Raw genomic sequence first — 25301 nt, forward strand, 5'->3', positions numbered from 1 at the left:
GAATGACGTTGGGTATATAATTAATTGAATCATCGATAAAAAAAATCCGGATGAGAATGCATCCGGATTTTTTTATGCTGTACTTACAGAGGGCAGAGGGTAATCAGCGGGTCAGGATCACTTCTCCTAAAATATTATCTTTCAGCAACCCGCCATTTTTTGCCTGATAAAGAACAAAATCAATATCACGCGCCTGATAACGTTCGCGCAGAATAGTGGTGATTTCTTTAATCGGCTTGCCCTGTAATAACCCGTCAATCACCATCGCCAGCATCAGTGACTGATCACTGTATGTCAGTGGATTAAGTGAGCCCATCACCCGGTTCAGGTAATGATCAAACGCCGGCAGCGGATTCTCCGGATTCTCCCGGTTCAGTTTGATCTGAACATCAATCAATGTATTAAAATCAATACCATGATTAGCAATCCAGTCACGTAATTCATTGACGTAGGCATCCACATCATCTGAATGCAGGGTGCTGATGGTGCCGCTGAAATTAAACAGATTCACCCCGCTGAGCCGCTGCAGAATATAAATTGCAACATACAGATTATAGCGGGATGGGATCAGCAGGCAGTTATCAATCCACCAGACTAATACATGGCGCGGGCTGATACGGTCATCAATATATTTCGCCGGCGGATACACCATGATATCAACATCGGTTAATTCACCCAGGTGAGTCTGGATCAGGTTATCCACCTGACGCCAGTCCAGCCCGCCGCTGCCACAGCCGAGTGCGGGCATTGCCACCGATTTCAGTCCCTGTTTTTTAATCAGTGCTTTCAGTTCCCGCAGGCCATTTTCGATAAATTCATAGCCGGAGGGAGAGTCCCATTTGTCACGGGTCGGAAAATTAATAATATTCCGGCCGTGCTCTTCGGTAACGGATAACTGTCCGATACCGATCTTATTGCTTTTACACAACGCCTCATAGGCCCGTGCATTTATCGGATAATCCAGTTTGAATTGATAGGCTATTCCTTTCCCCATTACACCCTGGCAGTTAACCGCGTTAACCAGACCCCGGGCATCCGATCTCAGTAAATCGCCTTTAAGGTATTTAATCATCGTTGCAGTCCGTTTCTTTTTTCACTCAATTCCTCCGCGGCCTTTAATCACAGGCAGATATGCCCCGAACCAATCCGGAATTATTCAGATTATAAATTATCCGGTTGCGGAGACCAGAATCCTCTGACATTGTCGCTTTCTCCGGCACCGACTGATATCAGAATCTTCTTGGGTTTGTTGTGAAAATAAAAAATTATCTAAGTAAAAATAATTAGCTAATATATTATTTGGAGTTCAATTTAAATAATTTGTCGTCATTGAAATATAGATATTGGTCACTGAAATTATTTTTATACACACTAGTATTTATTCTTTTTTGATAGGGTGCCATATGGAATATAATTACAATGGATATCAGGATTCAGAAATAGTCATTGGTTTGGTCGGGGCTGTAGGTGTTGATTTAAATCAGGTAATTGACAATCTTAAAGATCAATTTAATTTCTTTAGTTATAATATAAAAATGATAAAAATATCAGAGCATGTAATATCGGTTCTGAGTAGTGAATTTGATGCTCCCCCTAAAAGATGTGACAGAGTTAATTACTTAATAGAAAAAGGAAATACATTAAGAGAAAAAACAAAAGATAATGCATTTATGGCTAAAGCAGTTGCTGCAAATATTAGTTTTTACAGAAATATCAATAAAAAGAAAGCAAAAAAAGACAATCCGTTAGGACGGGTTGCATTTATCATTTCATCATTAAAAACACCTGATGAAGTTCATGAGTTACGGAAAATATATTCTGATGGTTTTTTTCTGATAGGTGTTTATTCATCTGAATCGTTAAGATTATCGGAGTTAACTAAAAAAAATATGACAGAAGAAGAAGCAGAGGAACTAATAGACAGGGATAGTGATGAATCCCATAAATATGGACAGAAAACACGTGATACTTACCATTTATCCGACTTTTTTATAAATTATGATGGAAGTCCATCTAAACTTTCAAATGATACAAAACGTATAATTGATTTGATATTTGGTCATCCATACATTACACCAACTTTTGATGAATATGCGATGTTTATGGCATTCTCAGCGTCGCTACGTTCGGCTGATTTATCGCGGCAAGTCGGCGCTGTGGTGACAAATGATAATCAGATCCTATCCACGGGAGCAAATGATGTACCCGCTTATGGTGGTGGTTTGTACTGGCCCGAATATAATATTGACAATAAAAAAATAGAAGACTATCAGGATGGACGGGACTATATAAGGGGGTTTGATTCAAATAAAAATGAACAGACTAATATTATTGATAGCATTATTGATGATCTTGAGAATGATTCCAATATTGAACTTACTTCAGAACAACTGAAGGAAATAAAAATAAGATTAAGAAAGTCAAAAATAAAAGATATCACAGAGTACGGCAGAGTTGTTCATGCTGAAATGGAGGCAGTGTTATCTTGTGCAAGAAATAATATATCAACAAAAAATGCTACTCTTTATTGTACTACATTCCCATGTCATAATTGTGCAAAGCATATTATTGCATCGGGTATTAAAAGAGTTTTATATATTGAGCCATATCCGAAAAGTAAAGCATTGGAATTTCATAATGATTCAATTTCTCTTATAGATGCAGATAAAGATAAAAAACATAATAAAGTGATTTTTGAACCATTCGTTGGTGTAGGACCAAAATCATTTTTCAAGTTGTTCTCAATGAATATTGGTATCGGAAACATAATAAAAAGAAAAGATCATGAAGGAAAAAAAAATAGATTTTAATCGTGAAAATGCTAAACTTAAAACGGTAATGCTTCCTTCATCTTATATTGAAAGAGAACGTTATGCAGCATCACAATTAGTTGATATGATGGAGAAAATAAAATGAATGATGACGAAAAAGAAGCATTTTTAAACCATATAAGAGAATCCAAAGAAATTGTTGACGGATGGCCGGCATGGAAGCGTGAAAATAGTGATAGTATCAGAAATAATAATCACGAAAATCCACTTTATGATCGTCAACCGACCATTCGGCATAGCTCTGAAACTGAAACAAAGTCCTGAGTCATTTCTATTGATAAGCCACCCGTACCGCAGGTGGCGTTAATCCTGATAAATTCGCCTTCTATACCATGATGTTATCCGGCAGTATTATTAATCTTCTCACATAACACTTCTGCGGCCTGTAACAGGCGGGGCGTGCCACGCTGGAACCAATCAGCATTTATTGTGATGATGGGCACATCCAGTTGCGGAGACCAGAAGCGCCGGACGTTGCCGACTTCCCGTTCATCACCGGATATCAGAATCATTTCCGGTTTGCGCGTCAGTACCTGTTCCCGGTTGACCTGCGGCCAGGGCACCGGGCTGTCAGCAAAGATATTTTTGCCCCGGCACAGGGAAACCACTTCACTTTGTAATGTCGCGCCGGAGGCGGTAAAAATCGGGTTCTGACCAAACTGGAGAAAAATCGGTTTTTCCTGTTTGTCCTGATAGCGCGTTTTCAGTGATTCAACACCCCGGCGCATATCTTCTGCGGCTTTTTCAGCCAGTGCCGGTTGCACGCTGTAGGGTGCCAGACGATCAAGGTCGCCTGCGATATCATCTAAGTTTTTCGGATCGAAATACTCAACTTTTATTCCCAGATGCTCCAGCTGGCTCAGCGGACGCTGCGGGTTACCACCGCGCCAGGCCATAATGAGATCGGGTTTGAGCGCGATGATGCGCTCAAGATTAAGCCCCTGCCAGTTGGACACCTGCTCAATATCTTTCGCCTGCGGCGGGTAATCCGCATTGGCGCTGACGCCGACCAGGTTATCACCCATGCCCGCGGCATACGCCATTTCAGCCAGAGAGGGCGACAGTGCAATCACCCTCTGTGCGGCGGCCTGTGCTCCGCAGGCTGCGAGCAGCAACAGCGGAAGGCACAGACGGCGGACAAAACAGGAAACCGGGATCATCTCAGTGTATCAATATTGGCGAGGATCTCTGTCACCATCAGGGAAGACTGCTTTGCTGCCAGAGGCAGGAATTCGTCAAAACTGAGGTGAGATGCTTTATCCGCCACATCAGAGATTGCGCGAACAACCACAAACGGCACATTGTACTGATAGCAGACATGACCAATCGCGGTGGATTCCATTTCAACCGCAACCACGGACGGGAAGTTTGCACGGATACGTGCCAGCGGCTCTGCACCGTTAATAAAGGCATCACCGCTGCAGATCAGGCCACGGACAGCATTCAGCCCCGTCGTTTTAATGCATTTTTCTGTCAGCGCGATAAGACCGGCATCGGCAATAAATGCCGGCGGGCATTGTGCCATCTGACCCGGTTCATAACCGAATGCGGTGACATCCGCATCGTGATAACGCACTTCAGTGGAGATGACGATATCACCGACATTCAGATGTGTTGCCAGACCGCCCGCAGAGCCGGTATTAATGACCACATCAGGTTTGCACAGCTCCAGCAGCAGGGTGGTGCCGATAGCGGCGGCCACTTTACCGATGCCGGATTTGAGCAGCGCCACATCTGTGCCGTTAATTTGTCCGGTATAGATTTCACAACCGCCGTGACTGAGGGTTTGCATGTTGGTAATCTGATTACGCAGCAGGGTTACTTCCTGCTCCATCGCACCTATGATACCGACTTTCATTATGTCATACTCCCTGAATAGAAATTGAACTGCAGAATAGCGAATCAGCAACAGTTTATCACTGAATCCCGGCGGAATGTGTCTTTTCCCGTCCGTCAGAATGTCACGCCGCGGGCTGAATAGAAAGACGGAGGCAATGTGCCGGTAATTGATTTTAAAAAGAAGCTGAATTTTCACCGCCAGTTCGGACCGCAATCTGAAATATGTGCTGAAGAACATATTGTTAATCAGGCATTTGAAAGTGATCGCGGGCGTATTATCAATTCTGCCGCTATCCGCCGGCTGCAACAAAAAACCCAGGTATTCCCGCTTGAACGCAACTCGGCTGTCCGCAGCCGCCTGACGCATTCGCTTGAAGTTCAGCAGGTGGGGCGCTATATCGCCAAAACGATCCTCCGTCAGTTAAAACAGGCGGGAAAGCTTGCGGAGTATGGTCTGGATGAGCGCCCTGATGCCTTTGAGAGTGTCGTCGAAATGGCCTGCCTGATGCATGACATCGGCAACCCGCCGTTCGGGCACTTTGGCGAGGCCGCTATTCAAAAATGGTTCAGTACGCTGCTGGGTGAACCGCACAGTGAAAATGAAGCAGAAGACAATTGTCAGATTGCGGTACTGAAACTGACCGGAAATCCGCAGGCAGATGAACTGCGGCGCATATTGCGCCGGGATTTGTGTCAGTTTGAGGGCAATGCGCAGGGGATCAGAATGGCGCATCATCTGCTGAAACTTAACCTGACCTTTGCTCAGCTCGGTAGTGTGCTGAAATATACCCGGCCTGCGTATCAGCAGTCATCTGTACCGGATGAATTCAGCTATCTGACGAAAAAACCGGGTTATTACTGGTCTGAAAACGCCCTGATCCTGCGGCTGCGTGAAGAACTGCAACTCGGCGAATTCTGCCGCTTTCCGCTCTGTTATATTATGGAAGCGGCGGATGATATCTCTTATTGCATTGCGGATCTGGATGATGCTGTGGAAAAAGGCATTCTGACGCCGGACTCCCTGGTTGATTATCTGCGCCTGGAGTGGCGGGCACTGGAGGGAGATCCTGATTCAGCCCTGTTCAGCGAAACCGTGGAGCGTGCATATACCTCGCTTGCGCGCGATCATCACCGCAGCGCTCAGGATCAGTTTTTTATGTATTTGCGGGTGTATATCACCAATAAACTGGTGCCCTGTGCGGCGCAGCGGTTTATTGATAATCTCCCGGCGCTGTTTGACGGCACCTATAATCAGGCGCTGCTGGAAGATAAAAGTGAAGAACACCGCCTGCTGAAAACCCTGAAACGTGTTGCCTTTAAGTATGTATTTACGCATCACGAAGTGGAAGAACTGGAATTACAGGGATTTAAAATTATTAATGGTCTTCTGGATTTTTACCGGCCGCTGTTAATGATGTCCGGTCCCGACTTTGCAGAACTCGTCCGTGAAAACTTCCATAAACGCTATTTTATTGAAACCAGACTGTTGCATAAACTGTCCCGCAAACAGAGAGCGGCATACAGTGAAGCCGTGGAAGCGCTGGCAGATAAACCGGAAGATGAACGGAGCATATCGGAATTTTATTACCGCGCCCGGCTGATTCAGGATTATATCAGCGGAATGACCGACCATTATGCTTATGAAGAATACCGGCGCTTTTCCGTTTGTCAGTAACCTGCTGATTAATGACATAACAATTCCTGTTCATTATTTCTGGTATTGTTGCTACGATTAATCAACAGGTGTTGTTGAAATAGATGCACTGTATTCAGTGCGGAATAGTTGTTATTTTATAAAGTAACAACAGCATAAATTGCTGTTGAAATGTTAATTAATATAAAGTGATTAGTTATTATCTGTGCATCATATTATCGCTGTCTGAATAGCGTTCAGATGCAATAGATACAATAAAATACAATAAAGGTATTAACCGGGATTACATCGCTTATGCAAAAAGAGTATCGGGTCGGGATTGAGTTTGAATATTGGCTGACACAGTACCGGGATAAACGTGCCGCGGGTATTAAATCCTTTGACAATATTACCTTATCAGAACTGGCACCGGCGCTGGATAACCGCCCGGGACTGGATGATGAATCTCTGCATAAAGGCGACGCAGGTATTAAGGCCGGTTACTGGTATGTTGAAGGCGATGAGCGCTTTTCAACGACAGGAAAGCTTACCGGGCAGGTGATTAAAGGCATTGAAATTCGCACGCCGCCTGCGGCATCGGTTACGGATGCGCTGACAGCATTACAGACTATCGAGGCGCAACTGAGTGAGCGCCTGCGTCTCTGCGGGCTGGGATTGGCGATCAGCGCTTATCACCCGGTATCACCGCGCTATCAGTTTACCCCGCCGCTCAATGACTGGGAAAAGGCATTTCGTGAAGAACATTCCGCTTTTCATCATGCGGATTTGGTAATGCAGACCTGCGGACCGGACGTTAATATCTCCGTGCCGGAAATGAGTGATGCCCGTGTTGTACAGGCTGTTGAAAAACTAACCTTTTTTGCACCTTATCTGGTCGCGTTATCTCTGAACGGCCCGATAGAGAACGGACAGCTGTGGGGCGGATTGTCACGGCGGACGGCGCTGCGCAGTTGTCATCGCCCGTCATGCAAAGGATTTCTGACAAACGCGGCGGTGTATCCGCATGATTTTATTTATCCGGCGCGAAATGAGAATGAACACGGGCGAATTGAATTTAAAGCCTTTGATGCCGTACCTGATCCGGTGCTGCTGGGCGCATTTTGCGCGTGGATCCTGGGGCTGGTACTGGATGATACCATCTCGTTTAACTATGGCGTGCAGCCCGATGCCCTGTTTAAAGCTATTGCCCGTGACCCGTTTGCGGATCTGACAGTATCAACAGTCGTTGAAACATTGCTGAATGCCGCAAAGCGGGCACTGGAGCAGCACGGTCTGCTGAACGAAGCGCAGCGCCTGACATTACTCAGTGAACGCCTGGCCGCTAAAATGACCCCGGCTGATGAGGCTGTTACCCGTTTTCTTACCAACGGGGAATTAATGCATTTCGGCGGGCTGTGGCCGGATTCAGTAAAATAAATCCAGTGTCATATATACCCAACGTCATTCAAGATGCAGGCAGGCGGCAAGGGAAAACAGACGGGGAGCATACATTAGTATGTGACCCGGCTGGTTGAGTGCAGCCAACGAACCTGCAGTTTGAATGAATAAGGGTATCAGTACACATTTTAAAACCCATAAAAAGAGTCGTTATTATTCTTAATAGCGGCTTTTTTTATGATAAAAAACAGGACGGTAAGTTCACGTAAATTTATTATTAATCGGGCGTTAATGTTGTGTATTATTTAATTTATCATTATTGTATCGGGCGTTATAAATAACAAAATTAAAAACATAGATGTATATAGACATATATAGATAAATATCGTTTATGCTTTTAACAAATAATGCTAAGGCGCTATCCGGCCTTATGATATGATTTATGTGATCCGCAAAGTGTGATGCAGCCGAATAATCCATTGGTCAATGCGTCACTTTATGGGAAAATCACCGGCCTCACAGACTAAGTTTCTATCACTATGGCGCAATTTTATTCTCAGCCCCGTCAGACCCCGCGGCAGTCACGGACTGTTACGGTAACTGCTGACTCTCTCGATGCCCAAGGGCAGGGTATTGCCCGCCTTCAGGGAAAGACGGTTTTTATCCCTGATTTGATGCCGGAAGAATCCGCTCAGGTCAGACTGACTGACGAAAAACGCCATTACGCCAAAGGTGTGGTGGTTAAGCGTCTGTCAGATAACCCGGCACGCCGTAAGCCGCTGTGCCGCTACGCCGGTCAGTGCGGCGGATGTCAGCAGCAGCATATTCCTGTTGCCATGCAGCGTGACACCAAAGCGGCGTATCTTGCCTATTTGCTTACCCGTGAAACCGGAACTGAATGCGGACCGGTCACAGTACTTGCCGGTGAAGAATACGGCTACCGCCGCCGGGCGCGGCTGGCACTGATGTATTCCCCGAAAACACAGCAACTGACCATGGGATTCCGTCAGGCACAGAGTAAATCGCTGGTGGCGGTGAAACACTGCCCGGTGCTGGTGCCGCGTCTGGATGCGTTATTATCACCGCTGAGTGCCTGTCTGTCGTCCCTGTCAGCTGCACCGGAACTGGGTCATGCGGAGCTTGTGGATACGCAGGACGGGCCACTGCTGGTGCTGCGTCATCTGGCACCGCTGAATGAGGCGGACATGTCCGTCCTGACTGCATTTTGTGCAACACATAGTGTGGCACTGTATTTACAGGGCAGTCATGATGAGCCGCCTGTTGCTGTTTGTGCGCAGCACACTGCATATTATTCGGTAGCCGGGTTAAAATTACAGTTCAGCCCGCAGGATTTTATCCAGGTAAACGGTGAACTGAATGAGATAATGGTAGCTCAGGCACTGAACTGGTTGGAGCTGACAAAACACGATCGCGTGTTAGATCTCTTCTGTGGCATGGGCAACTTTACCTTGCCGGTTGCACAACGTGCCGCAGATGTTGTGGGTGTGGAGGGCGTGGAAGCGCTGGTCCGTACCGCTAAGGAGAATGCGCGTTGTAATAATCTGGCGAACGCCACATTTTATCACGCCGATTTATCGCAGGATATGACCCGTGAGCCGTGGGCGGCTCAAGGGTTCAGTAAGATTTTATTAGATCCGGCACGCGCCGGTGCGGCAGAGATGATGCCGCATATTGTTGCGCTTTGCCCTGAGCGTATTGTTTATGTTTCCTGTAATCCCACCACACTTGCGCGGGATAGTCAGGTTCTGCATGATGCCGGGTATTACCGGAATGCTGTCTGTATGCTGGACATGTTTCCGCAAACCGGCCATCTGGAGTCGATGGTGCTGTTCACAAAAACACCACCGGTCAGTCAGTAGGGAGAATTTATGGTTGCGGTAAGAAGTGCGCATTTAACACCCGCCGGTGAATTTGATCCGGTTCACTGGATTAACAGTCTCGGGCTGCATGGTCCGGCAACGGGTGAAAAACTGGAACAAGTCTGGCATTACTGTCATCAGCAGGTTGATGGGCATCAGAATGCGGCGCTGTTGTTGGGGCGCGGTATTGAGATGGTGGAAATTTTATCCACCCTCAGTATGGATTTGGACAGTTTACGCGCAGCTCTGCTTTTTCCGCTGGCTGAGGCGGGCATCCTCAATGAGGAAAAGATAAGCGAGACCTTTGGTCCTGCTATCTGGCTGCTGGTCAAAGGCGTGATGGATATGGATGCTATCCGTCAGCTGAAAGCGACCCATAACGACGAAACCAGCTCTGTGCAGGTGGATAATATCCGCCGTATGCTGCTGTCGATGGTGGAAGATTTCCGCTGCGTGGTCATCAAACTGGCTGAGCGCATCGCCCATCTGCGGGAGGTCAAAGACGCCTGTGAAGATGAACGCATCCTGGCGGCCAAAGAGTGTTTTAACATTTATGCGCCGCTGGCAAACCGCCTCGGGATCGGGCAACTGAAGTGGGAGCTGGAAGATTATTGCTTCCGCTACCTGCATTCCGATGATTATAAACGCATTGCCAGCCTGCTGCATGAGCGGCGTCTTGATCGCGAAGAGTATATCGACAACTTTGTCACCTCTTTGCGTAATGACATGAAAAAAGAAGATATTCAGGCTGAAATCTACGGGCGTCCGAAACATATTTACAGTATCTGGCGCAAGATGCAGAAAAAAGCACTCACATTTGATGAGCTTTTTGATGTCCGCGCGGTGCGGATTGTTGTCGAGCGTCTTCAGGATTGCTACGCGGCGCTGGGTATTGTCCATACACATTTCCGCCATCTGCCGGATGAGTTTGATGACTATGTGGCAAACCCGAAACCAAACGGTTATCAGTCAATTCATACTGTTGTATTAGGTCCGCAGGGCAAAACCCTGGAAATTCAGATCCGCACCCGTCAGATGCATGAAGATGCAGAGCTGGGGGTTGCCGCGCACTGGAAGTACAAAGAAGGTACGGCAGTCGCGGGTAAAACCGGCAGTTACGAGAACCGGATTGCCTGGCTGCGCAAACTTATCGCGTGGCAGGAAGAAATGTCGGATTCCGGCGAAATGCTGGATGAAGTGCGCAGCCAGGTCTTTGATGATCGGGTTTACGTATTTACCCCTAAAGGTGATGTGGTGGATTTACCGGCCGGCTCCACGCCGCTGGATTTTGCCTATCATATCCACAGTGATGTGGGTCACCGCTGTATCGGGGCGAAAATCGGCGGTCGTATTGTGCCGTTCAGCTATCTGTTACAGATGGGCGACCAGATTGAAGTGATCACCCAGAAACAGCCGAACCCGAGCCGTGACTGGCTGAATCCGAACCTGGGCTATGTCACCACCAGCCGCGGACGAGCTAAGATCCACAACTGGTTCCGCAAGCAGGATCGCGATAAAAATATTATTGCCGGACGTCAGATGCTGGATAACGAACTGGCGGCGCAGGATCTCAGTCTGAAAGAAGCTGAAAAACTGCTGATCGCCCGTTATAACGTTCATTCTATTGATGAAGTCCTCGCAGGTATTGGTGTGGGTGATATCAGGATTAATCAGTTATCTAATTTCCTGCAAAGCAAACTGAATAAACCGACAGCCGAAGAAGCCGATCGCGAAGCACTGAAAACACTGGAAAAAGCCCCGCCTGCCAAACCGGCTCCGGCGCACCAGAACAGCGGGCGCATTGTGGTCGAGGGTGTCGGCAATCTGATGCACCATATTGCACGTTGCTGCCAGCCGATACCCGGCGATAATATTACCGGGTTTATCACCAAAGGGCGCGGGATCTCCATCCACCGTGCCGACTGTGAGCAGTTGCTGGAGTTACAGGAACAGGCACCGGAGCGGCTGGTGGAAGCGGTCTGGAGCGCGAGCTACTCCAGTGGTTACTCACTGGTTGTCCGCGTGGTGGCGAATGATCGCAGCGGCCTGTTGCGGGATATCACCACCATCCTTGCCAATGAAAAAGTCAATGTTCTGGGTGTGCGCAGTCACAGTGATGTAAAACAGCAGATAGCGACCATTGATATGGATGTGGAAATTTACAACATCCAGACGCTCAGCCGCGTGCTGGTAAAACTGAGTCAGTTGCCGGATGTGATTGAGGCAAAACGGCATACACAGTGATCCCGCAGAGGCTGTTTACTTATATACCCTTATTCATTCAAACCGCAGGGTCTGGGCGGCATGAAACCAGCCGGGTCACATAGTTTATCTATGCTCCCCGTCTGATTTTCCTTGCCGCCTGCCTGCAATTTGAATGACGTTGGGTATCGTATTCAGCCTCTGTGCTTTTTACTGACAACACATCTTCAGAAATAAAGTCTTCAGGAATAAATTCTATGTCTGCACCAATTGAGCGTCTGCTGACCATCATGTCACAACTGCGTGACCCGCAAAGCGGCTGTCCGTGGGATAAAGCGCAAACCTATGACACTATCGCGCCCTATACGCTGGAAGAGACTTATGAGGTGCTGGATGCGATTGCACGCGCTGATTTTGATGATCTGAAAGGCGAGCTGGGTGATTTATTGTTCCAGGTGGTGTTTTACGCGCAGATAGCACAGGAAGAAGGGCGTTTTGATTTCAGTGATATTGTGAATGCGGTCAGTGACAAATTAACCCGCCGCCACCCGCATATTTTTGCTAAAGAGCAGGGGATCAGTGCGGACGCCGCGATTTCCGGCTGGGAGCAGCGAAAAAGCAAAGAGCGGGCAGAAAAAGCACAATATTCATTGCTGGATGATATCCCCGTCAATCTGCCTGCACTGATGCGGGCGTATAAAATCCAGAAGCGCTGCGCGACAGTCGGGTTTGACTGGGACACACTGGCGCCGGTTCTCGGGAAAGTTTACGAAGAGCTGGACGAGGTGATGGAAGAAGTGAACCAGCCGCAGGTCAGTGACGAGCGGGTGGCGGAAGAGCTGGGCGACCTGTTGTTTGCTGTGGTGAATTTTTCCCGCCATCTGGGACACAAGCCGGAGATGGTGCTGCACAAGGCGTGCCGCAAGTTTGAAGCCCGTTTTCGTCAGGTGGAAACGCAGATTGCAGAGCAGGGGCTGACAATGGAGTCAGCAACACTTGCAGATATGGAGAAAAGTTGGCAGGATGTTAAATCCCGTGAGGTTGAGCTTAATGCTTTCAGCTAATGATTTACCAAGAGAATGAAAAGTTTTTTATTTTATGTAACCGATTGATTTTTTAGTGATAAAAGCCGGTTTTAACAGGGCGGAAGGTAACAGATGACCTAAATGAGGCGACGAGATTATTTGTCGGCAAAATAAGGTTAGGGTATACTATTTTCCCGTCCGGTTATCTCCATCATCTATTACACCTAAACTTTCAGGTTCAGCATGAAAACTAATTATATTTTTGTGACCGGCGGGGTCGTATCCTCTCTGGGTAAAGGCATTGCCGCAGCCTCTCTGGCAGCTATACTCGAAGCCCGTGGACTCAATGTCACCATGATGAAACTGGATCCGTACATCAACGTCGATCCGGGAACAATGAGCCCGACCCAGCACGGGGAAGTCTTCGTCACCAATGACGGCGCTGAAACTGACCTCGACTTAGGTCACTACGAGCGTTTCATCCGCACTAAAATGACCCGCCGTAATAACTTTACGACCGGGCGTGTTTACTCCGAAGTTTTGCGCAAAGAGCGCCGTGGCGACTACTTAGGTGCCACTATTCAGGTTATTCCTCACATCACCAATGAAATCAAAGAACGCATCATCCGTGGTGGTGAAGGCCATGATGTCGTGCTGGTGGAAATCGGCGGAACCGTCGGTGATATCGAATCACTGCCATTCCTTGAAGCTATCCGTCAGATGGCAGCACAGGTTGGCCGTGAGCACACGTTATACATGCATTTGACATTAGTACCGTATCTGGCCGCTGCCGGTGAAGTAAAAACCAAGCCGACCCAGCATTCTGTAAAAGAATTATTATCTATCGGAATTCAGCCGGATGTGCTGATTTGCCGCTCTGACAGAGTGATCCCTGCTAACGAAAAAGCAAAAATCGCCCTTTTCTGTAATGTTCCTGAAAAGGCCGTGATCAGTCTGAAAGACGTCGATTCCATTTATAAAATCCCCGGCCTCTTGAAATCCCAGGGATTAGATGATTATATCTGTAAACGATTCAGCATAAATGCACCTGAGGCAGATCTCTCTGAATGGGAGCAGGTGATTTACGAAGAAGCCAATCCGTCAGGTGAAGTAACCATCGGGATGGTCGGTAAATATGTTGAGTTACCGGATGCCTATAAATCTGTAATCGAAGCGCTGAAACACGGGGGTCTGAAAAACCGTGTCACGGTTAACATCAAACTGATCGATTCTCAGGATGTTGAAACCCGTGGCGTTGAAGTATTACAGGGACTGGATGCAATCCTGGTACCGGGCGGATTCGGTTCCCGTGGTGTGGAAGGCAAGATAATGACTGCCCGCTATGCCCGCGAGAACAAAATCCCGTATCTGGGCATTTGCTTAGGGATGCAGGTGGCGTTAATTGATATCGCCCGCAACCTGGCCAATATGGAAGGTGCCAACTCCACAGAGTTTGATGTGGATTGTAAATATCCGGTTATTGCGCTTATCACTGAATGGCGCGATGAAGAAGGCAATCTTGAAGTCCGCAGCGAAGAGAGTGATCTCGGTGGTACGATGCGTGTCGGCGGTCAGTTATGCCATCTGACGAACAATTCACTGGTTCGCCAGCTGTATGGTAAAGATGCGATTACTGAGCGTCACCGCCATCGCTATGAAGTGAACAACATGTTGCTGAAGCGTCTTGAAGATGCAGGTTTGCTGGTTGCAGGCCGTTCAGTTGACAATAAACTGGTGGAAATTATTGAAAACCCTAATCATCCGTGGTTTGTGGCTTGTCAGTTCCACCCTGAGTTCACATCAACCCCGCGTGATGGTCATCCGCTGTTTGCAGGTTTTGTCAAAGCGGCCTCTGATAACCAGAAAGGTCTGCTGAAATAAGATATGAGATAAGTGACCGGTGATAAGTGCCGGTTACTTATCAAAAATTTAACGTGTACTGAGGAAAACCTAATGTCCAAAATCATTAAAGTGATCGGCCGTGAAATCATCGACTCCCGTGGTAACCCGACTGTAGAAGCTGAAGTCCATCTGGAAGGCGGTTTTGTCGGTATGGCTGCTGCTCCGTCAGGTGCATCTACCGGTTCCCGTGAAGCACTGGAACTGCGCGATGGTGATAAGTCACGTTTCCTGGGTAAAGGGGTTCTGAAAGCGGTTGCCGCAGTTAATGGTCCGATTGCACAAGCGCTGCTGGGTCAGGATGCAAAAGATCAGGCTAAAGTTGACCAGGTAATGATTGACCTGGATGGTACTGAAAACAAATCCAACTTTGGTGCAAACGCGATTCTGGCTGTCTCTCTGGCAAATGCCAAAGCCGCAGCAGCATCAAAAGGTTTACCTCTGTACGCACACATCGCAGAACTGAACGGCACGCCGGGCAAATATTCTATGCCGCTGCCGATGATGAATATCATCAATGGTGGTGAGCACGCAGATAACAACGTTGATATCCAGGAATTCATGATCCAGCCTGTCGGCGCACCTTCTCTGAAAGAAGCGGTTCGCATGGGTTCTGAAATTTTCCATCACCTGGCGAAAGTGCTGAAAGCGAAAGGCATGAATACCGCAGTGGGTGATGAAGGTGGTTATGCACCAAACCTGGGTTCAAACGCAGAAGCACTGTCTGATATCAAAGACGCGGTTAAAGCAGCCGGTTATGAGCTGGGTAAAGATGTTACCCTGGCGATGGACTGTGCAGCATCTGAGTTCTATAACAAAGAAACCGGGATGTATGAACTGAAAGGCGAAGGCCGTACCTTTACCTCTGCCGAATTTACCCATTACCTGGAAGACCTGACCAAAGAGTATCCGATTGTCTCTATTGAAGATGGTCTGGATGAATCTGACTGGGATGGTTTCGCGTATCAGACTAAAGTTCTGGGCGATAAAATCCAGCTGGTCGGTGATGACCTGTTTGTAACCAACACCAAGATCCTGAAAGAAGGTATCGAAAAAGGTGTTGTTAACTCCATTTTGATTAAATTCAACCAGATCGGTTCTCTGACTGAAACGCTGGCTGCAATTAAAATGGCAAAAGATGCCGGTTACACTGCGGTAATCTCTCATCGTTCCGGTGAAACTGAAGATGCGACCATTGCTGACTTAGCAGTCGGTACCGCAGCGGGTCAAATCAAAACCGGTTCAATGAGCCGCTCTGACCGTGTTGCAAAATACAACCAGCTGATCCGTATTGAAGAAGCGCTGGGTGAACGTGCACCGTTCAACGGCCGTAAAGAAATCAAAGGTCAGTAATTTATCAGCTGAATTTATTTTGTGAATTCAGCCGGTGAGTGTTAAAAAGGTGTGTCCGTCGGACACGCCTTTTTTGTTTCCGCTCTGATGGTGTCTTACGAATATCCCCTCTGTCTTCATCCGTTTTCTCAATGAATAAAACTGGTCATTTATCCAACTATCACAAGTTTTTTTACTTGTTCTGTAGTTGCAGATCCCAAAACCAACGTTTTGTGATGTCTTTTGTCATTAATAGTTTTTATATTTCACATGAAGATAAATTGATTAACATTTTTAGCATTCGCGCAAAATAACCGGTTGCTAAATTCTATACCCAACGTCATTCAAGTTGCAGGCAGGCGGCAAGCTCCGATTGCCGGGGAGCATACATCAGTATGTGACCCGGCTGGCTGACCACAGCCAACGAACCTGCAGTTTGAATGAATAAGGGTATATGGTGATCGGTTTCGTGAATGCTTTATATCAAACTGAGGGAATTATCATGGACGCTTCAGAAACGCTCACCCAATCCACCGGGATGAGTTCTTTTAATAAAAAAGGACTTATCATCGTGGCTCTGGATATCGTGCTGCTGGTGTTGCTGCTGAAATATCTGCCATACAGCGATAAAGAAAACGCGGGTCTGGCTTTAATGGTCTTTGTCGCTATCTTATGGCTGACAGAAGCAATACATGTCACGCTGACGGCACTGCTTATTCCTATTCTGGCGGTCTTTCTCGGGTTACTGGGAACAGGGAAAGCACTGCAATCCTTCGCCAGCCCGACAATTTTCCTGTTTTTCGGTGGTTTTGCGCTGGCAACCGCATTGCATATTCAGGGGTTAGACCGCCTGATCGCCAACCGCCTGCTGGTGATCGCCAAAGGGCGCTTATGGGCTGCGGTTATCTTACTGTTCAGCGTGACCGCCGCACTTTCCATGTGGATCAGTAATACCGCAACTGCAGCAATGATGTTACCGCTGGTGCTCGGTATTCTGAGTAACCTGGATATCCGCAATGACCGCAATACCTTTGTGTTTGTGCTGCTTGGTGTGGCTTACAGCGCCAGCATCGGGGGGCTCGGGACAATGGTCGGCAGCCCGCCGAATATCATTGCCGCAAACCAGCTGAACATGGATTTCTTTACCTGGATGAAATACGGCATCCCGATGGTGTTGATTCTGATGCCTATCATGTTCGGTATTATGTATCTGATGTTACGTCCTAAGCTGGGTGCGCATTTTGATATTGAAGTTGAACAGGTTAAGTGGACACCAAAGCGCTTACTGACGCTCGGTATTTTTGGTCTGACCGTTATCTGCTGGATAACCAGTGTTCCGCTGAGTGAGTTGTTCGGCAATCTCAAAGATTTTGACACCATTATTGCCCTGAGTGCAGCGACACTGATTGGTATTACCGGTGTGGCGAGCTGGTCACAAATTCAGAACAACACTGAGTGGGGGGTTCTGTTCCTGTTCGGCGGGGGTCTGACACTGAGTATGATCCTGAAAGATTCAGGTGCCAGTGAAGTGATGGCTGACTGGATGAAAACCACATTTGGTAACAGCAGCTGGCTGGTGATTATTATCGCGGTGACAACATTTATTATTGTACTGACTGAGTTTACCAGTAATACCGCGAGTGCCGCTCTGCTGGTGCCTATCTTTGCCGGTGTGGCTGACGGGCTGGGAATGCCGGTTATGGCACTGACAATGATTATCGGTATCGGTGCATCCTGTGCCTTTATGTTGCCGGTGGCAACGCCGCCGAATGCTATCGTCTTTGGTACCGGGTTTATCAAACAGTCAGAAATGGTGCGCGTCGGGGCAGTACTGAATGTCGCCTGTATCATTGTTATTTCAGCATTTGCCTGGTTGTTCTGGGTGTAGCTGAAACGAAAATAGCCGTAATCATTACAATGTTAAAAAAAAACCGCCGCTGACATATCAGCGGCGGTTTTATTTTTACCCGGCAAATCGGTTGTGTTTAATTCAGCTGCGTTTTCCGGCTAAATAAACCGTTAATTCAACACCCGGATGTAAATCTTTCATTTTTACTTTACTGTTCCAGGACATCAGCTCTTTCAGGCTGACACCATGACGCTGTGCAATACCGTAGTAAGAATCACCCTGGCGCACTTTGTATTTTGCCAGACGCATGGCATTTTTAGTTGCCGCTTTTGAGGGTTTAACCACCGGGCTGCCTTTTACCTGCAATGTCCGGCCCGGCTTGATAGCACTGGTGGTTTTCAGTCCGTTCAGTTTTGTCAGTTCAGTGACCGTCATTTTATGACGTGAGGCGATAGCATAGAGAGAATCCCCGCTCTTCACTTTGTATTCGCTTGCTTTCACGCGACCTGCCGGCGTGCTTAACTGATTGCTTCGCTGGTTATTTTTGGCAACTGCCATGCGGATATCACTCAGAACCGCATCATCAGACAGTGCACTCATCAGCTGATCAACTTTTGTTTTCGGCAGCATCAGATAGTGCGGGCCTGCCGGTGAAGTCACACCGCGCTTCAGGCTCGGGTTATAGTCTTTCAGCTTTGCGACCGGCATATCCAGCAGCTGTGCTGCCATATCAAGCGAGATTTGCTGCCCGATATTGACCCGTGCCAGAGCACGTTCTGAATTCGGCGCCGGTAAATTCACGCCGTTACGATCGCTGTTGCGGATAACATTGCTCAGCGCAAAGATACGTGGCACATAATCCATCGTTTCTTTCGGTAATGACAGTGACCAGTAATCGGTCGGCTTGCCGGCTGCGGCATTAGCTTCCATTGCGCGCAGAACACGGCCTTCACCGCTGTTATAAGCGGCAAGTGTCAGTGCCCAGTCTCCGCCGAACATACCGTTGAGGCGCTCCAGCAGATCGAGCGCCGCTCTGGTTGATGCGGCGACATCCCGGCGGTCATCGACCCACTGGTTCTGACTCAGCCCGTTCGCTTTACCGGTACTCGGGATAATCTGCCATAAACCGGCAGCCTGCGCTGATGAGGTGGCATGGGGGTTAAAAGCACTCTCCACTATGGGCAGCAGAACAAGTTCCATCGGCATATTCCGTTCATCGATTTTACCGATGATCCAGTACATGTAAGGTTCTGCGCGGAGTGTCACATCGTGGAGATAGCTCTTTTTAGACAGGTAAGACCGTTCTTCAGCACGGACACGGTCATTGTCCGGGATGTTCATTGTCATTTCATCACGGATATAGCCCCAGATATCGTCGTCCGGATTAACGGATGACGCTTTCGCCATTTCCATCTGCTGAGCAGACAGTAAAAAACCGTTACCTGAAGGTTGATAAGATTTCTGAACTGTTTTGGGTGGTGTACTCTGACACCCCGCTAACAAAATAGCAGCGGCAAGTAGGGTGGCTTTAATTTTCATGTTGGCGGAGTCAGTACCATTATATTTAGTCTTTAAGTTCAGCAATCATACGGGGGTTGCTCCGCCCTGACAACGTTTCCGGCTAAAATTTATCCTTTTTTACACGTATTGCGGCAAAAGTCTGCTCAGGCGTCATAGTATGTTTACCTGCAGATAAATTATGTTGCAGATCAAGATCATCACAGTTAAGAAAAATATTAATTTTCCTTTCTATTTCCAGTGTGACAGGCACGGTAGCGTCATTATTCTGTCGTAATTTTGCAATATGCGTCTGATATGCCTGAATTATATTATTTTCGGGCCAGATGGTGCGGGCAAAGGCGATATTGGATTGTGTATATTCATGCGCGCAACAGACCAGGGTTTCATCCGGCAAAGAGGCGAGGCGGGTAACCGAATGATACATTTGCGCAGCGGTTCCTTCAAAAATGCGCCCGCAGCCACCTGAAAACAGGGTGTCGCCGCAAAACAGATAGGGTGCGCAATAATAAGCTACGTGACCAAGCGTGTGTCCCGGAACGGCGATAACCTGAAAAACGAATTCGCCGCAGGTGATAATATCATTGTCTTTTACGCAATGATTTGCCCCTTTATCCTGTGTTTCTTCCGGGCCGTATACCGGCAGATCCGGATAGCGTGATAAAAGATCCGCTACTCCGCCGGTATGATCGGCATGGTGGTGAGTCAGCAGGATGGCGGCGGGTATTAATCCGTGTTCTTGCAGTGCCGCCACGACGGGGGCGCTCACGCCGGGATCGACAATTACGCAGGTGTGCGCATTATCGCGTAACAGCCAAATGTAGTTATCCGATAACGCGGAAATTCTGATAAGCTCCATACATACCTCACCTTTAATTGAGTGTAAATCAAGGATAACGCCATGTTTTCTGCGCGAGCGACAAATAAACTGACGATGCCGGGCTCATGGTGCGATATCCCCCGCGGGCGTCAGTTCCGCCAGTCACTGGAGGCACAGTTAGCGCCCTGGTGGCCGAAAATGTTTGGTTTTCATCTGATAAAAATCGGGGCGTTGAGCTGTGAAATTGACAGCAGCGACTGCATGATCCCGCATCAGGTGAATGTTGCACCACAGGGTAACACCTTACAGGTATTCGGGGAGGCAGCGCAATTACCGTTTCTGGATAAATCCGTGGATGTCTGTGTGCTGGCGAACAACCTGGGTTACAGCAGTGATCCGCACTGGCTTCTGCGTGAGGCAGACCGTGTTCTGATCGAGGATGGCTGGTTAATTCTCAGCGGATTCAATCCGTTAAGTTTGCTCGGGTTGCGTAAACTGATCCCGCTGTATTCCAATCAGCACCCGCAGTCCAGCCGGATGTTTTCACAATTTCGGATGCTGGACTGGTTGAGTCTGCTTAATTATGAAGTTATGCACCACCGCCTGTTCACTCCGGTTCCCTGGTGTGATCCGGACAGTTTCGGTAACCGGCATGGTCGTCTTCTGGGCTGCATCAGTGTCATTGTCGCCCGCAAGCGTACTGTTCCGCTGACCTTTACGCCACAGAAGCGGCGGGTACTCAAACCGGGTCTTAATAATGTGGTGGGCGCAACCCGGCAGCAGACGCCGCCGGATTGTCTGAAGCGCCGCTGATTAAAGCAGCTGCGCTATTCTGTTGCGGGCTGATAGCCGGTATCTGCCTGTGTCGGGGACTCTGCTGCCGCGCGGGCAAGCTCATCACAGCGCTCATTCTCCGGATGACCCGCGTGGCCTTTGACCCACTGCCAGTCAATAGAGTGAGTCGCAATCGCCTTATCGAGCGCTGCCACAAATCAACATTTACGACCGGGGATTTATCCGCTTTACGCCAGCCGCGTCGTTTCCAGTTATGGATCCATTGTGTTATTCCCTGGCGCACATACTGGCTGTCGGTGGTCAGAACAATATCACACGGGCGTGTGAGGCTTTCCAGCGCAACAATAGCCGCCAGTAACTCCATACGGTTATTGGTGGTAAGGAAAAAACCGCCGCTGAGGGGTTTTTCATGGCCTTTATAGCGCAGTAACGCGCCGTATCCGCCGGGCCCGGGGTTACCGAGGCAGGAGCCGTCGGTGAAAATTTCTACCTTGTCACTCATCTCTGGTAGACTCATCCTTTGATCGATTGGCAATTATCTGAGTCTGACATAAAACAGCATTATGAGCACTGATATTACACGACAAATTGTTCTCGATACCGAAACAACCGGTATGAACAAACTGGGTGCCCACTTTGAGGGGCACAATATAATTGAAATTGGTGCGGTTGAAGTGATCAACCGGCGCCTGACCGGTCGTAACTTTCATCTGTATATCAAGCCCGACAGACTGGTTGACCCTGAAGCATTCGGCGTCCACGGGATCAGTGATGAATTCCTGATGGATAAACCGGTTTTTGCTGATATTGCTGATGAATTTATTGAATTTATCCGCGGAGCAGAGCTGGTTATTCATAATGCGCCCTTCGATATCGGCTTTATGGACTATGAATTCCGTAAGCTGAACCGGGGGATCCCGCCGACAGCCGAATTTTGTACCATCACGGACAGCTTAACACTTGCCAGGAAACTGTTCCCCGGCAAGCGTAATAACCTTGATGCGCTGTGTGACCGCTATCTGATAGATAACACCAAGCGCCTCTTGCACGGCGCACTGCTCGATGCCGAAATTTTGTCAGATGTCTATCTGGCAATGACCGGCGGGCAGACATCACTGGCATTTCAGACCGAAGGTGAGAACGCAGGTCAGAAAAATGAGCAGGTTATTCAGCGTATTACCCGTCCTCAGACAGGGCTGCGGGTGGTGTACGCCACGGATGAAGAAGTTGTGGCTCATGAGGGACGCCTTGATTTGGTTGAGAAAAAAGGGGCGAACCCCTGTATCTGGCGTAAACCTGCTGACGATGAAGAAACGCCCACTGATAAGGCCGAGTGACTCAGCGTAATTCGGGTAGTTAACAGTAAAAGGCGGAATATATGGAATGTCGCAGTGGTTGCGGGGCTTGTTGTATCGCGCCTTCAATTTCGTCACCCATTCCGGGTATGCCGGACGGAAAACCGGCTAATACCCGATGTGTGCAGTTATCAGCTCATAACGCATGCCTTATATTTGGTCTGGCATCACGTCCGCAGGTCTGTATCAGTCTCAATCCGGCGCAGGAAATGTGTTTATCGACCCGTGCGGAGGCAATAACGTATTTGCTGGATCTCGAAAAGAGCACATTACCGTAAATGCTGACGGCATTTTTTATAGTGTCATCTGTTGTATCTGCATAAAATCACATCCACAGTCTAAAAACTGTGCAACCGCATGGTTTTACGCAAATTAACATTGACGAATGAAACCGGGGATCGTATTATCCGCGACGTTCCCGAAAGGAACAATCCGGAGCGGTAGTTCAGTTGGTTAGAATACCTGCCTGTCACGCAGGGGGTCGCGGGTTCGAGTCCCGTCCGTTCCGCCACATTAAGACGCCATGCTATTTTTTAGCATGGCGTTTTGCTTTTTGTTTTTTACTCAATCTTTTCTGCAAGCGCTTCTGTATCTCATCCGTTTCTTCAATTGCTATGCTCTGAATGAGCGACTTCACCACCTTTGCCACCTGATTTTGTGCCGGAAACAGACTTGCCGTGGGATGATTTTTATTTTCCGGGCAGATCCCTGCTAATCAAAACAGAGTGAAGCTACAGTCGTATCCTGTCTTTGCTTTCTTCCATGACCTGCTTCTTTCAACTGTGTTATCCAATAATTCCCGGTACATTGATTAATAGGCTGATAGCTATTTAAATTGGGAATCTAACCACATTTACTTATTAATTTTCTTTACTATTAATTCTGGTTAAGCGAATATTATCTGTAGGTATAATGACAAAAAAACATATAATACATTTATATATCATCAACATTAGTTAAGGTGATGAATGAGCCATTCAGAATTAGATTTTTCATTCAGCGACGGGTATCAAAGTGCTCTGCATAATACAGCAAATGAGCTCCGGAAACTGGCTGAGGAAATAGCCTTTGTGAATATACACAATCCGGGAGTGCGGCTGCAGTTTCTACGCGACATTGGCAATTTCATTGTCAAAAACGAGTGGGATGTAAAAAATAATTGCTTAAGTTTATCTGCCGGGCTGGATAATATCGAGGATATGAGAACGCTTCTTGAAAAACAGCGATTCGCTATTATGACACGCGAAGCTGTACAATATGCTTATGTTGAAGCGGTCAATGATGAAAAAAATGGATTTACCACCCTTCTGTTAAAACAGGTAGGTTTTGTTGGTGGCAGTATGCAGGTTATAGCCGGTTATGGTGCCTGTTCAGCCAGTGTAGGTCTGCTATGTAACTCATTGAGTGTGGGACTGGTTGCTCAGGGCATGAATAACATGTATGAAAATGGTTACTATCTTTTGTTCCGGGAAAGCACAAGCGGATATTTAAGAGATGGCTACAGATATTCTGCACAAGCGTTAGGATACAGTAATCACGAAGCTGATATGGTTTATAACTTTGTTGACCTGACATTATCTGCCGGAACACTTTTTAATCCCGCATTAAAACCAGGAGCTTTTAAGTTATTTAATTACTATGATATGGATTTTATTGCATCATGGAAACTAATGAATACAAGCACATTTATTACAGAAAGTTTCTTTGATGGCATGACAATTTATTCAACATATGATTTAATCCAAAAAGAAAATAATAAATGACAGATTTTAATACTTTATCAATAGTTCCATTTGGCTGGTTTAAACTAATATTATTTTATATAACCTCCATAATCATTTTCTTACTAATACGAAAAGCAAAGGCATTCTTCACGCCAAAGAGACCGTTCTTCTTGGAGTTGTTATATCTGATATCAATACTGATTATAGGTAGCTCTTACCTTATAATATTTGCTCATGGTGAGAAATTTTATATCGGAAGTTTGTTTATAGAAAAGGGTAATAAAGATTTAATCAGGTATAGTAGTTTGTTTTTTTATGTTGTTGTTATCAGTGTATTACTCTCCAAATATAAAAAAATAAATTAATTACCGGCTGGTATGAAAAAACACCAGCCAGTCAGATTATACCACGCTGGCTATGCTGTAACCTGAGGTTGATGCCATGATATGATTGCAGGTGATGCTTTCATATCGAAGTGTCAGCGTTTCACTGGGTAAAGCATCATTTTGTGTCAGTGAATTGGCGTGAGTCTGTGAAAAATTAATAATACTCGCTTTCCGTAAAAGAATAGTCATGTATTTTTCCTGAGCACCTGCATCAGATGTCCGGTAATAATCAAGCTCACAATCCATTATCTCATTATTCGTTACCGCAGTAAGTAACAGCGGCGTGGATTTATCCACATATTTCGTTATTGAAACCGGTCCGTGAGTAAGGTTCTGCGCTCTTGATATATCAAAAGAAACCGCTATGACCAGTATCTCATTAGTGTGTGATGCCTGATATTTATTACCCAGTGATTTGTAGGAAGAGCATCCGTCAGAAATACCTCCCTGAGACTTTCCTTTTATCGTCATGTAAATGTTGTTAGCCACAATTAGATTCCTTGCTTAGATATTGTTTGTCTTACACTTCTACACTTCAGTTAAATTTAACTGAAGATCATCACTTTCTGAATTTCAGTGCAATAAAAAATAATCAGAACTTCGACTTTCAGCAGTGTAATTTCAGGTTTTGTGGTTTTTATTCAAAAAATCAATATGTCAGGGCTTTTCTGTTTTTATCACTCCGGAGCACCATCAATCCTGTTATTTTTCCGTTCTGTTCCTGTCGTACAAGCGCACAGAAAGCGGTATTTCTGCTTGCTATTCGTTGGGGTAATCGGGTCTAATAGGTCACTTCCGCTGTTGCGCAATATCAG

The 25301-nt window shown here is 47.1% G+C and carries 21 protein-coding genes, 1 tRNA gene and 1 pseudogene; 16 read left to right on the forward strand and 7 right to left on the reverse strand.

Going from position 1 to position 25301, the window contains the following annotated elements; translation table 11 throughout:
* Positions 1-103: 103 nt before the first annotated feature.
* The gene (locus AYY17_RS13060) at positions 104-1072 is read right to left on the reverse strand and encodes a macro domain-containing protein (RefSeq protein WP_067424287.1); all 969 of its coding nucleotides are present in this window, start codon (positions 1070-1072) and stop codon (positions 104-106) included.
* 331 nt (positions 1073-1403) lie between these two features.
* On the opposite strand from AYY17_RS13060, the gene AYY17_RS13065 reads away from it, so the two are divergent.
* From AYY17_RS13065 to AYY17_RS13070, 3 genes are read left to right on the forward strand one after another with little or no spacing between them, the layout of a single operon-like run.
* Positions 1404-2810, forward strand: coding sequence for an anti-phage dCTP deaminase (locus tag AYY17_RS13065; protein ID WP_235845382.1), 1407 nt, complete (start codon positions 1404-1406; stop codon positions 2808-2810).
* Positions 2785-2916: a hypothetical protein gene (locus tag AYY17_RS22565; RefSeq protein WP_268873033.1), complete on the forward strand. Its 132-nt coding sequence runs from the start codon at positions 2785-2787 to the stop codon at positions 2914-2916. The genes AYY17_RS13065 and AYY17_RS22565 overlap by 26 nt, the downstream gene beginning before the upstream one ends.
* Positions 2913-3095 carry a hypothetical protein gene (locus AYY17_RS13070; RefSeq protein ID WP_067424289.1) on the forward strand — a complete coding sequence of 61 codons (183 nt, stop codon included), beginning with the start codon at positions 2913-2915 and terminating at the stop codon, positions 3093-3095. Before AYY17_RS22565 ends, AYY17_RS13070 begins: the two co-directional genes overlap by 4 nt.
* A gap of 74 nt (positions 3096-3169) precedes the next feature.
* Here AYY17_RS13070 and btuF read toward each other — a convergent pair whose 3' ends face one another.
* Both btuF and mtnN read right to left on the reverse strand, forming a co-directional pair.
* Positions 3170-3991, reverse strand: a complete 822-nt coding sequence (gene btuF / locus AYY17_RS13075) for a vitamin B12 ABC transporter substrate-binding protein BtuF (RefSeq protein WP_067424291.1) — start codon at positions 3989-3991, stop codon at positions 3170-3172.
* Positions 3988-4689: a 5'-methylthioadenosine/S-adenosylhomocysteine nucleosidase gene (gene mtnN / locus AYY17_RS13080; protein ID WP_067424489.1), complete on the reverse strand. Its 702-nt coding sequence runs from the start codon at positions 4687-4689 to the stop codon at positions 3988-3990. Before mtnN ends, btuF begins: the two co-directional genes overlap by 4 nt.
* A 138-nt stretch (positions 4690-4827) precedes the next feature.
* Between mtnN and dgt the strand changes: the two genes are divergently transcribed.
* The 8 genes from dgt (at position 4828) to AYY17_RS13120 (ending at position 17927) form a co-directional block, all read left to right on the forward strand.
* Positions 4828-6345: a dGTPase gene (gene dgt, locus AYY17_RS13085; protein WP_067424293.1), complete on the forward strand. Its 1518-nt coding sequence runs from the start codon at positions 4828-4830 to the stop codon at positions 6343-6345.
* A gap of 273 nt (positions 6346-6618) precedes the next feature.
* A complete protein-coding gene (locus AYY17_RS13090; protein WP_067424295.1) occupies positions 6619-7740 on the forward strand; it encodes a glutamate-cysteine ligase family protein in 1122 nt (373 codons plus the stop codon).
* A gap of 500 nt (positions 7741-8240) precedes the next feature.
* Complete coding sequence (rlmD, locus tag AYY17_RS13095) at positions 8241-9581, forward strand: 23S rRNA (uracil(1939)-C(5))-methyltransferase RlmD (RefSeq protein WP_067424297.1); 1341 nt, start codon at positions 8241-8243, stop codon at positions 9579-9581.
* A 9-nt stretch (positions 9582-9590) separates the two neighbouring features.
* Complete coding sequence (relA, locus tag AYY17_RS13100) at positions 9591-11825, forward strand: GTP diphosphokinase (protein ID WP_067424299.1); 2235 nt, start codon at positions 9591-9593, stop codon at positions 11823-11825.
* A 215-nt stretch (positions 11826-12040) separates the two neighbouring features.
* A complete protein-coding gene (gene mazG / locus AYY17_RS13105) occupies positions 12041-12847 on the forward strand; it encodes a nucleoside triphosphate pyrophosphohydrolase (RefSeq protein ID WP_067424301.1) in 807 nt (268 codons plus the stop codon).
* Positions 12848-13051: 204 nt separating this feature from the next.
* On the forward strand, positions 13052-14689 hold the full coding sequence (gene pyrG, locus AYY17_RS13110; protein ID WP_067424303.1) for a glutamine hydrolyzing CTP synthase: 1638 nt from the start codon (positions 13052-13054) through the stop codon (positions 14687-14689).
* 72 nt (positions 14690-14761) lie between these two features.
* On the forward strand, positions 14762-16060 hold the full coding sequence (gene eno, locus AYY17_RS13115; RefSeq protein ID WP_067403904.1) for a phosphopyruvate hydratase: 1299 nt from the start codon (positions 14762-14764) through the stop codon (positions 16058-16060).
* A 481-nt stretch (positions 16061-16541) separates the two neighbouring features.
* Positions 16542-17927 (forward strand): SLC13 family permease, encoded by a 1386-nt coding sequence (locus AYY17_RS13120; RefSeq protein ID WP_067424491.1) that lies wholly within the window; start codon positions 16542-16544, stop codon positions 17925-17927.
* Between the two features lie 102 nt (positions 17928-18029).
* On the opposite strand, the gene mltD is transcribed toward AYY17_RS13120, so the two are convergent.
* Together mltD and gloB are read right to left on the reverse strand one after the other, a co-directional pair.
* Entirely contained in the window at positions 18030-19427 is a 1398-nt protein-coding gene (gene mltD / locus AYY17_RS13125; RefSeq protein ID WP_067424493.1) for a murein transglycosylase D, read from the reverse strand.
* A gap of 82 nt (positions 19428-19509) precedes the next feature.
* Complete coding sequence (gloB, locus tag AYY17_RS13130; RefSeq protein WP_067424305.1) at positions 19510-20265, reverse strand: hydroxyacylglutathione hydrolase; 756 nt, start codon at positions 20263-20265, stop codon at positions 19510-19512.
* Positions 20266-20307: 42 nt separating this feature from the next.
* Between gloB and AYY17_RS13135 the strand changes: the two genes are divergently transcribed.
* Positions 20308-21039, forward strand: coding sequence for a methyltransferase domain-containing protein (locus AYY17_RS13135; protein WP_067424307.1), 732 nt, complete (start codon positions 20308-20310; stop codon positions 21037-21039).
* Positions 21040-21053: 14 nt separating this feature from the next.
* Here the strand turns inward: AYY17_RS13135 and rnhA are convergent.
* A pseudogene (rnhA, locus tag AYY17_RS13140) lies at positions 21054-21523 on the reverse strand (ribonuclease HI).
* A gap of 61 nt (positions 21524-21584) precedes the next feature.
* Here rnhA and dnaQ point away from each other — a divergent pair.
* The 4 genes from dnaQ to AYY17_RS13160 all read left to right on the forward strand — a co-directional run bounded on the left by dnaQ (position 21585) and on the right by AYY17_RS13160 (position 24139).
* Positions 21585-22358, forward strand: coding sequence for a DNA polymerase III subunit epsilon (gene dnaQ / locus AYY17_RS13145; RefSeq protein ID WP_067424309.1), 774 nt, complete (start codon positions 21585-21587; stop codon positions 22356-22358).
* A gap of 41 nt (positions 22359-22399) precedes the next feature.
* On the forward strand, positions 22400-22654 hold the full coding sequence (locus AYY17_RS13150; RefSeq protein ID WP_067424311.1) for a YkgJ family cysteine cluster protein: 255 nt from the start codon (positions 22400-22402) through the stop codon (positions 22652-22654).
* 156 nt (positions 22655-22810) lie between these two features.
* Positions 22811-22887, forward strand: a tRNA-Asp gene (locus AYY17_RS13155).
* 457 nt (positions 22888-23344) lie between these two features.
* The gene (locus AYY17_RS13160) at positions 23345-24139 is read left to right on the forward strand and encodes a DUF4225 domain-containing protein (RefSeq protein WP_067424313.1); all 795 of its coding nucleotides are present in this window, start codon (positions 23345-23347) and stop codon (positions 24137-24139) included.
* A gap of 362 nt (positions 24140-24501) precedes the next feature.
* Here the strand turns inward: AYY17_RS13160 and AYY17_RS13170 are convergent, their stop codons facing one another.
* On the reverse strand, positions 24502-24975 hold the full coding sequence (locus AYY17_RS13170; RefSeq protein WP_067424317.1) for an Hcp family type VI secretion system effector: 474 nt from the start codon (positions 24973-24975) through the stop codon (positions 24502-24504).
* Between the last annotated feature and the right edge of the window lie 326 nt (positions 24976-25301).

Source organism: Morganella psychrotolerans (assembly GCF_001676055.1).
Taxonomy (GTDB): domain Bacteria; phylum Pseudomonadota; class Gammaproteobacteria; order Enterobacterales; family Enterobacteriaceae; genus Morganella; species Morganella psychrotolerans_B.

What these genes read in the sequence shown, in the direction of transcription:
- AYY17_RS13065 (WP_235845382.1), top strand. Translation starts at nt 1,404, where the DNA reads ATGGAATATAATTACAATGGATATCAGGATTCAGAAATAGTCATTGGT.
- pyrG (WP_067424303.1), top strand. Translation starts at nt 13,052, where the DNA reads ATGAAAACTAATTATATTTTTGTGACCGGCGGGGTCGTATCCTCTCTG.
- relA (WP_067424299.1), top strand. Translation starts at nt 9,591, where the DNA reads ATGGTTGCGGTAAGAAGTGCGCATTTAACACCCGCCGGTGAATTTGAT.
- mazG (WP_067424301.1), top strand. Translation starts at nt 12,041, where the DNA reads ATGTCTGCACCAATTGAGCGTCTGCTGACCATCATGTCACAACTGCGT.
- btuF (WP_067424291.1), bottom strand. Translation starts at nt 3,991, where the DNA reads ATGATCCCGGTTTCCTGTTTTGTCCGCCGTCTGTGCCTTCCGCTGTTG.
- mtnN (WP_067424489.1), bottom strand. Translation starts at nt 4,689, where the DNA reads ATGAAAGTCGGTATCATAGGTGCGATGGAGCAGGAAGTAACCCTGCTG.
- AYY17_RS13070 (WP_067424289.1), top strand. Translation starts at nt 2,913, where the DNA reads ATGAATGATGACGAAAAAGAAGCATTTTTAAACCATATAAGAGAATCC.
- dnaQ (WP_067424309.1), top strand. Translation starts at nt 21,585, where the DNA reads ATGAGCACTGATATTACACGACAAATTGTTCTCGATACCGAAACAACC.
- AYY17_RS13060 (WP_067424287.1), bottom strand. Translation starts at nt 1,072, where the DNA reads ATGATTAAATACCTTAAAGGCGATTTACTGAGATCGGATGCCCGGGGT.
- AYY17_RS13135 (WP_067424307.1), top strand. Translation starts at nt 20,308, where the DNA reads ATGTTTTCTGCGCGAGCGACAAATAAACTGACGATGCCGGGCTCATGG.
- AYY17_RS13150 (WP_067424311.1), top strand. Translation starts at nt 22,400, where the DNA reads ATGGAATGTCGCAGTGGTTGCGGGGCTTGTTGTATCGCGCCTTCAATT.
- AYY17_RS22565 (WP_268873033.1), top strand. Translation starts at nt 2,785, where the DNA reads ATGAAGGAAAAAAAAATAGATTTTAATCGTGAAAATGCTAAACTTAAA.
- AYY17_RS13120 (WP_067424491.1), top strand. Translation starts at nt 16,542, where the DNA reads ATGGACGCTTCAGAAACGCTCACCCAATCCACCGGGATGAGTTCTTTT.
- rlmD (WP_067424297.1), top strand. Translation starts at nt 8,241, where the DNA reads ATGGCGCAATTTTATTCTCAGCCCCGTCAGACCCCGCGGCAGTCACGG.
- AYY17_RS13090 (WP_067424295.1), top strand. Translation starts at nt 6,619, where the DNA reads ATGCAAAAAGAGTATCGGGTCGGGATTGAGTTTGAATATTGGCTGACA.
- mltD (WP_067424493.1), bottom strand. Translation starts at nt 19,427, where the DNA reads ATGAAAATTAAAGCCACCCTACTTGCCGCTGCTATTTTGTTAGCGGGG.
- eno (WP_067403904.1), top strand. Translation starts at nt 14,762, where the DNA reads ATGTCCAAAATCATTAAAGTGATCGGCCGTGAAATCATCGACTCCCGT.
- gloB (WP_067424305.1), bottom strand. Translation starts at nt 20,265, where the DNA reads ATGGAGCTTATCAGAATTTCCGCGTTATCGGATAACTACATTTGGCTG.
- AYY17_RS13160 (WP_067424313.1), top strand. Translation starts at nt 23,345, where the DNA reads ATGAGCCATTCAGAATTAGATTTTTCATTCAGCGACGGGTATCAAAGT.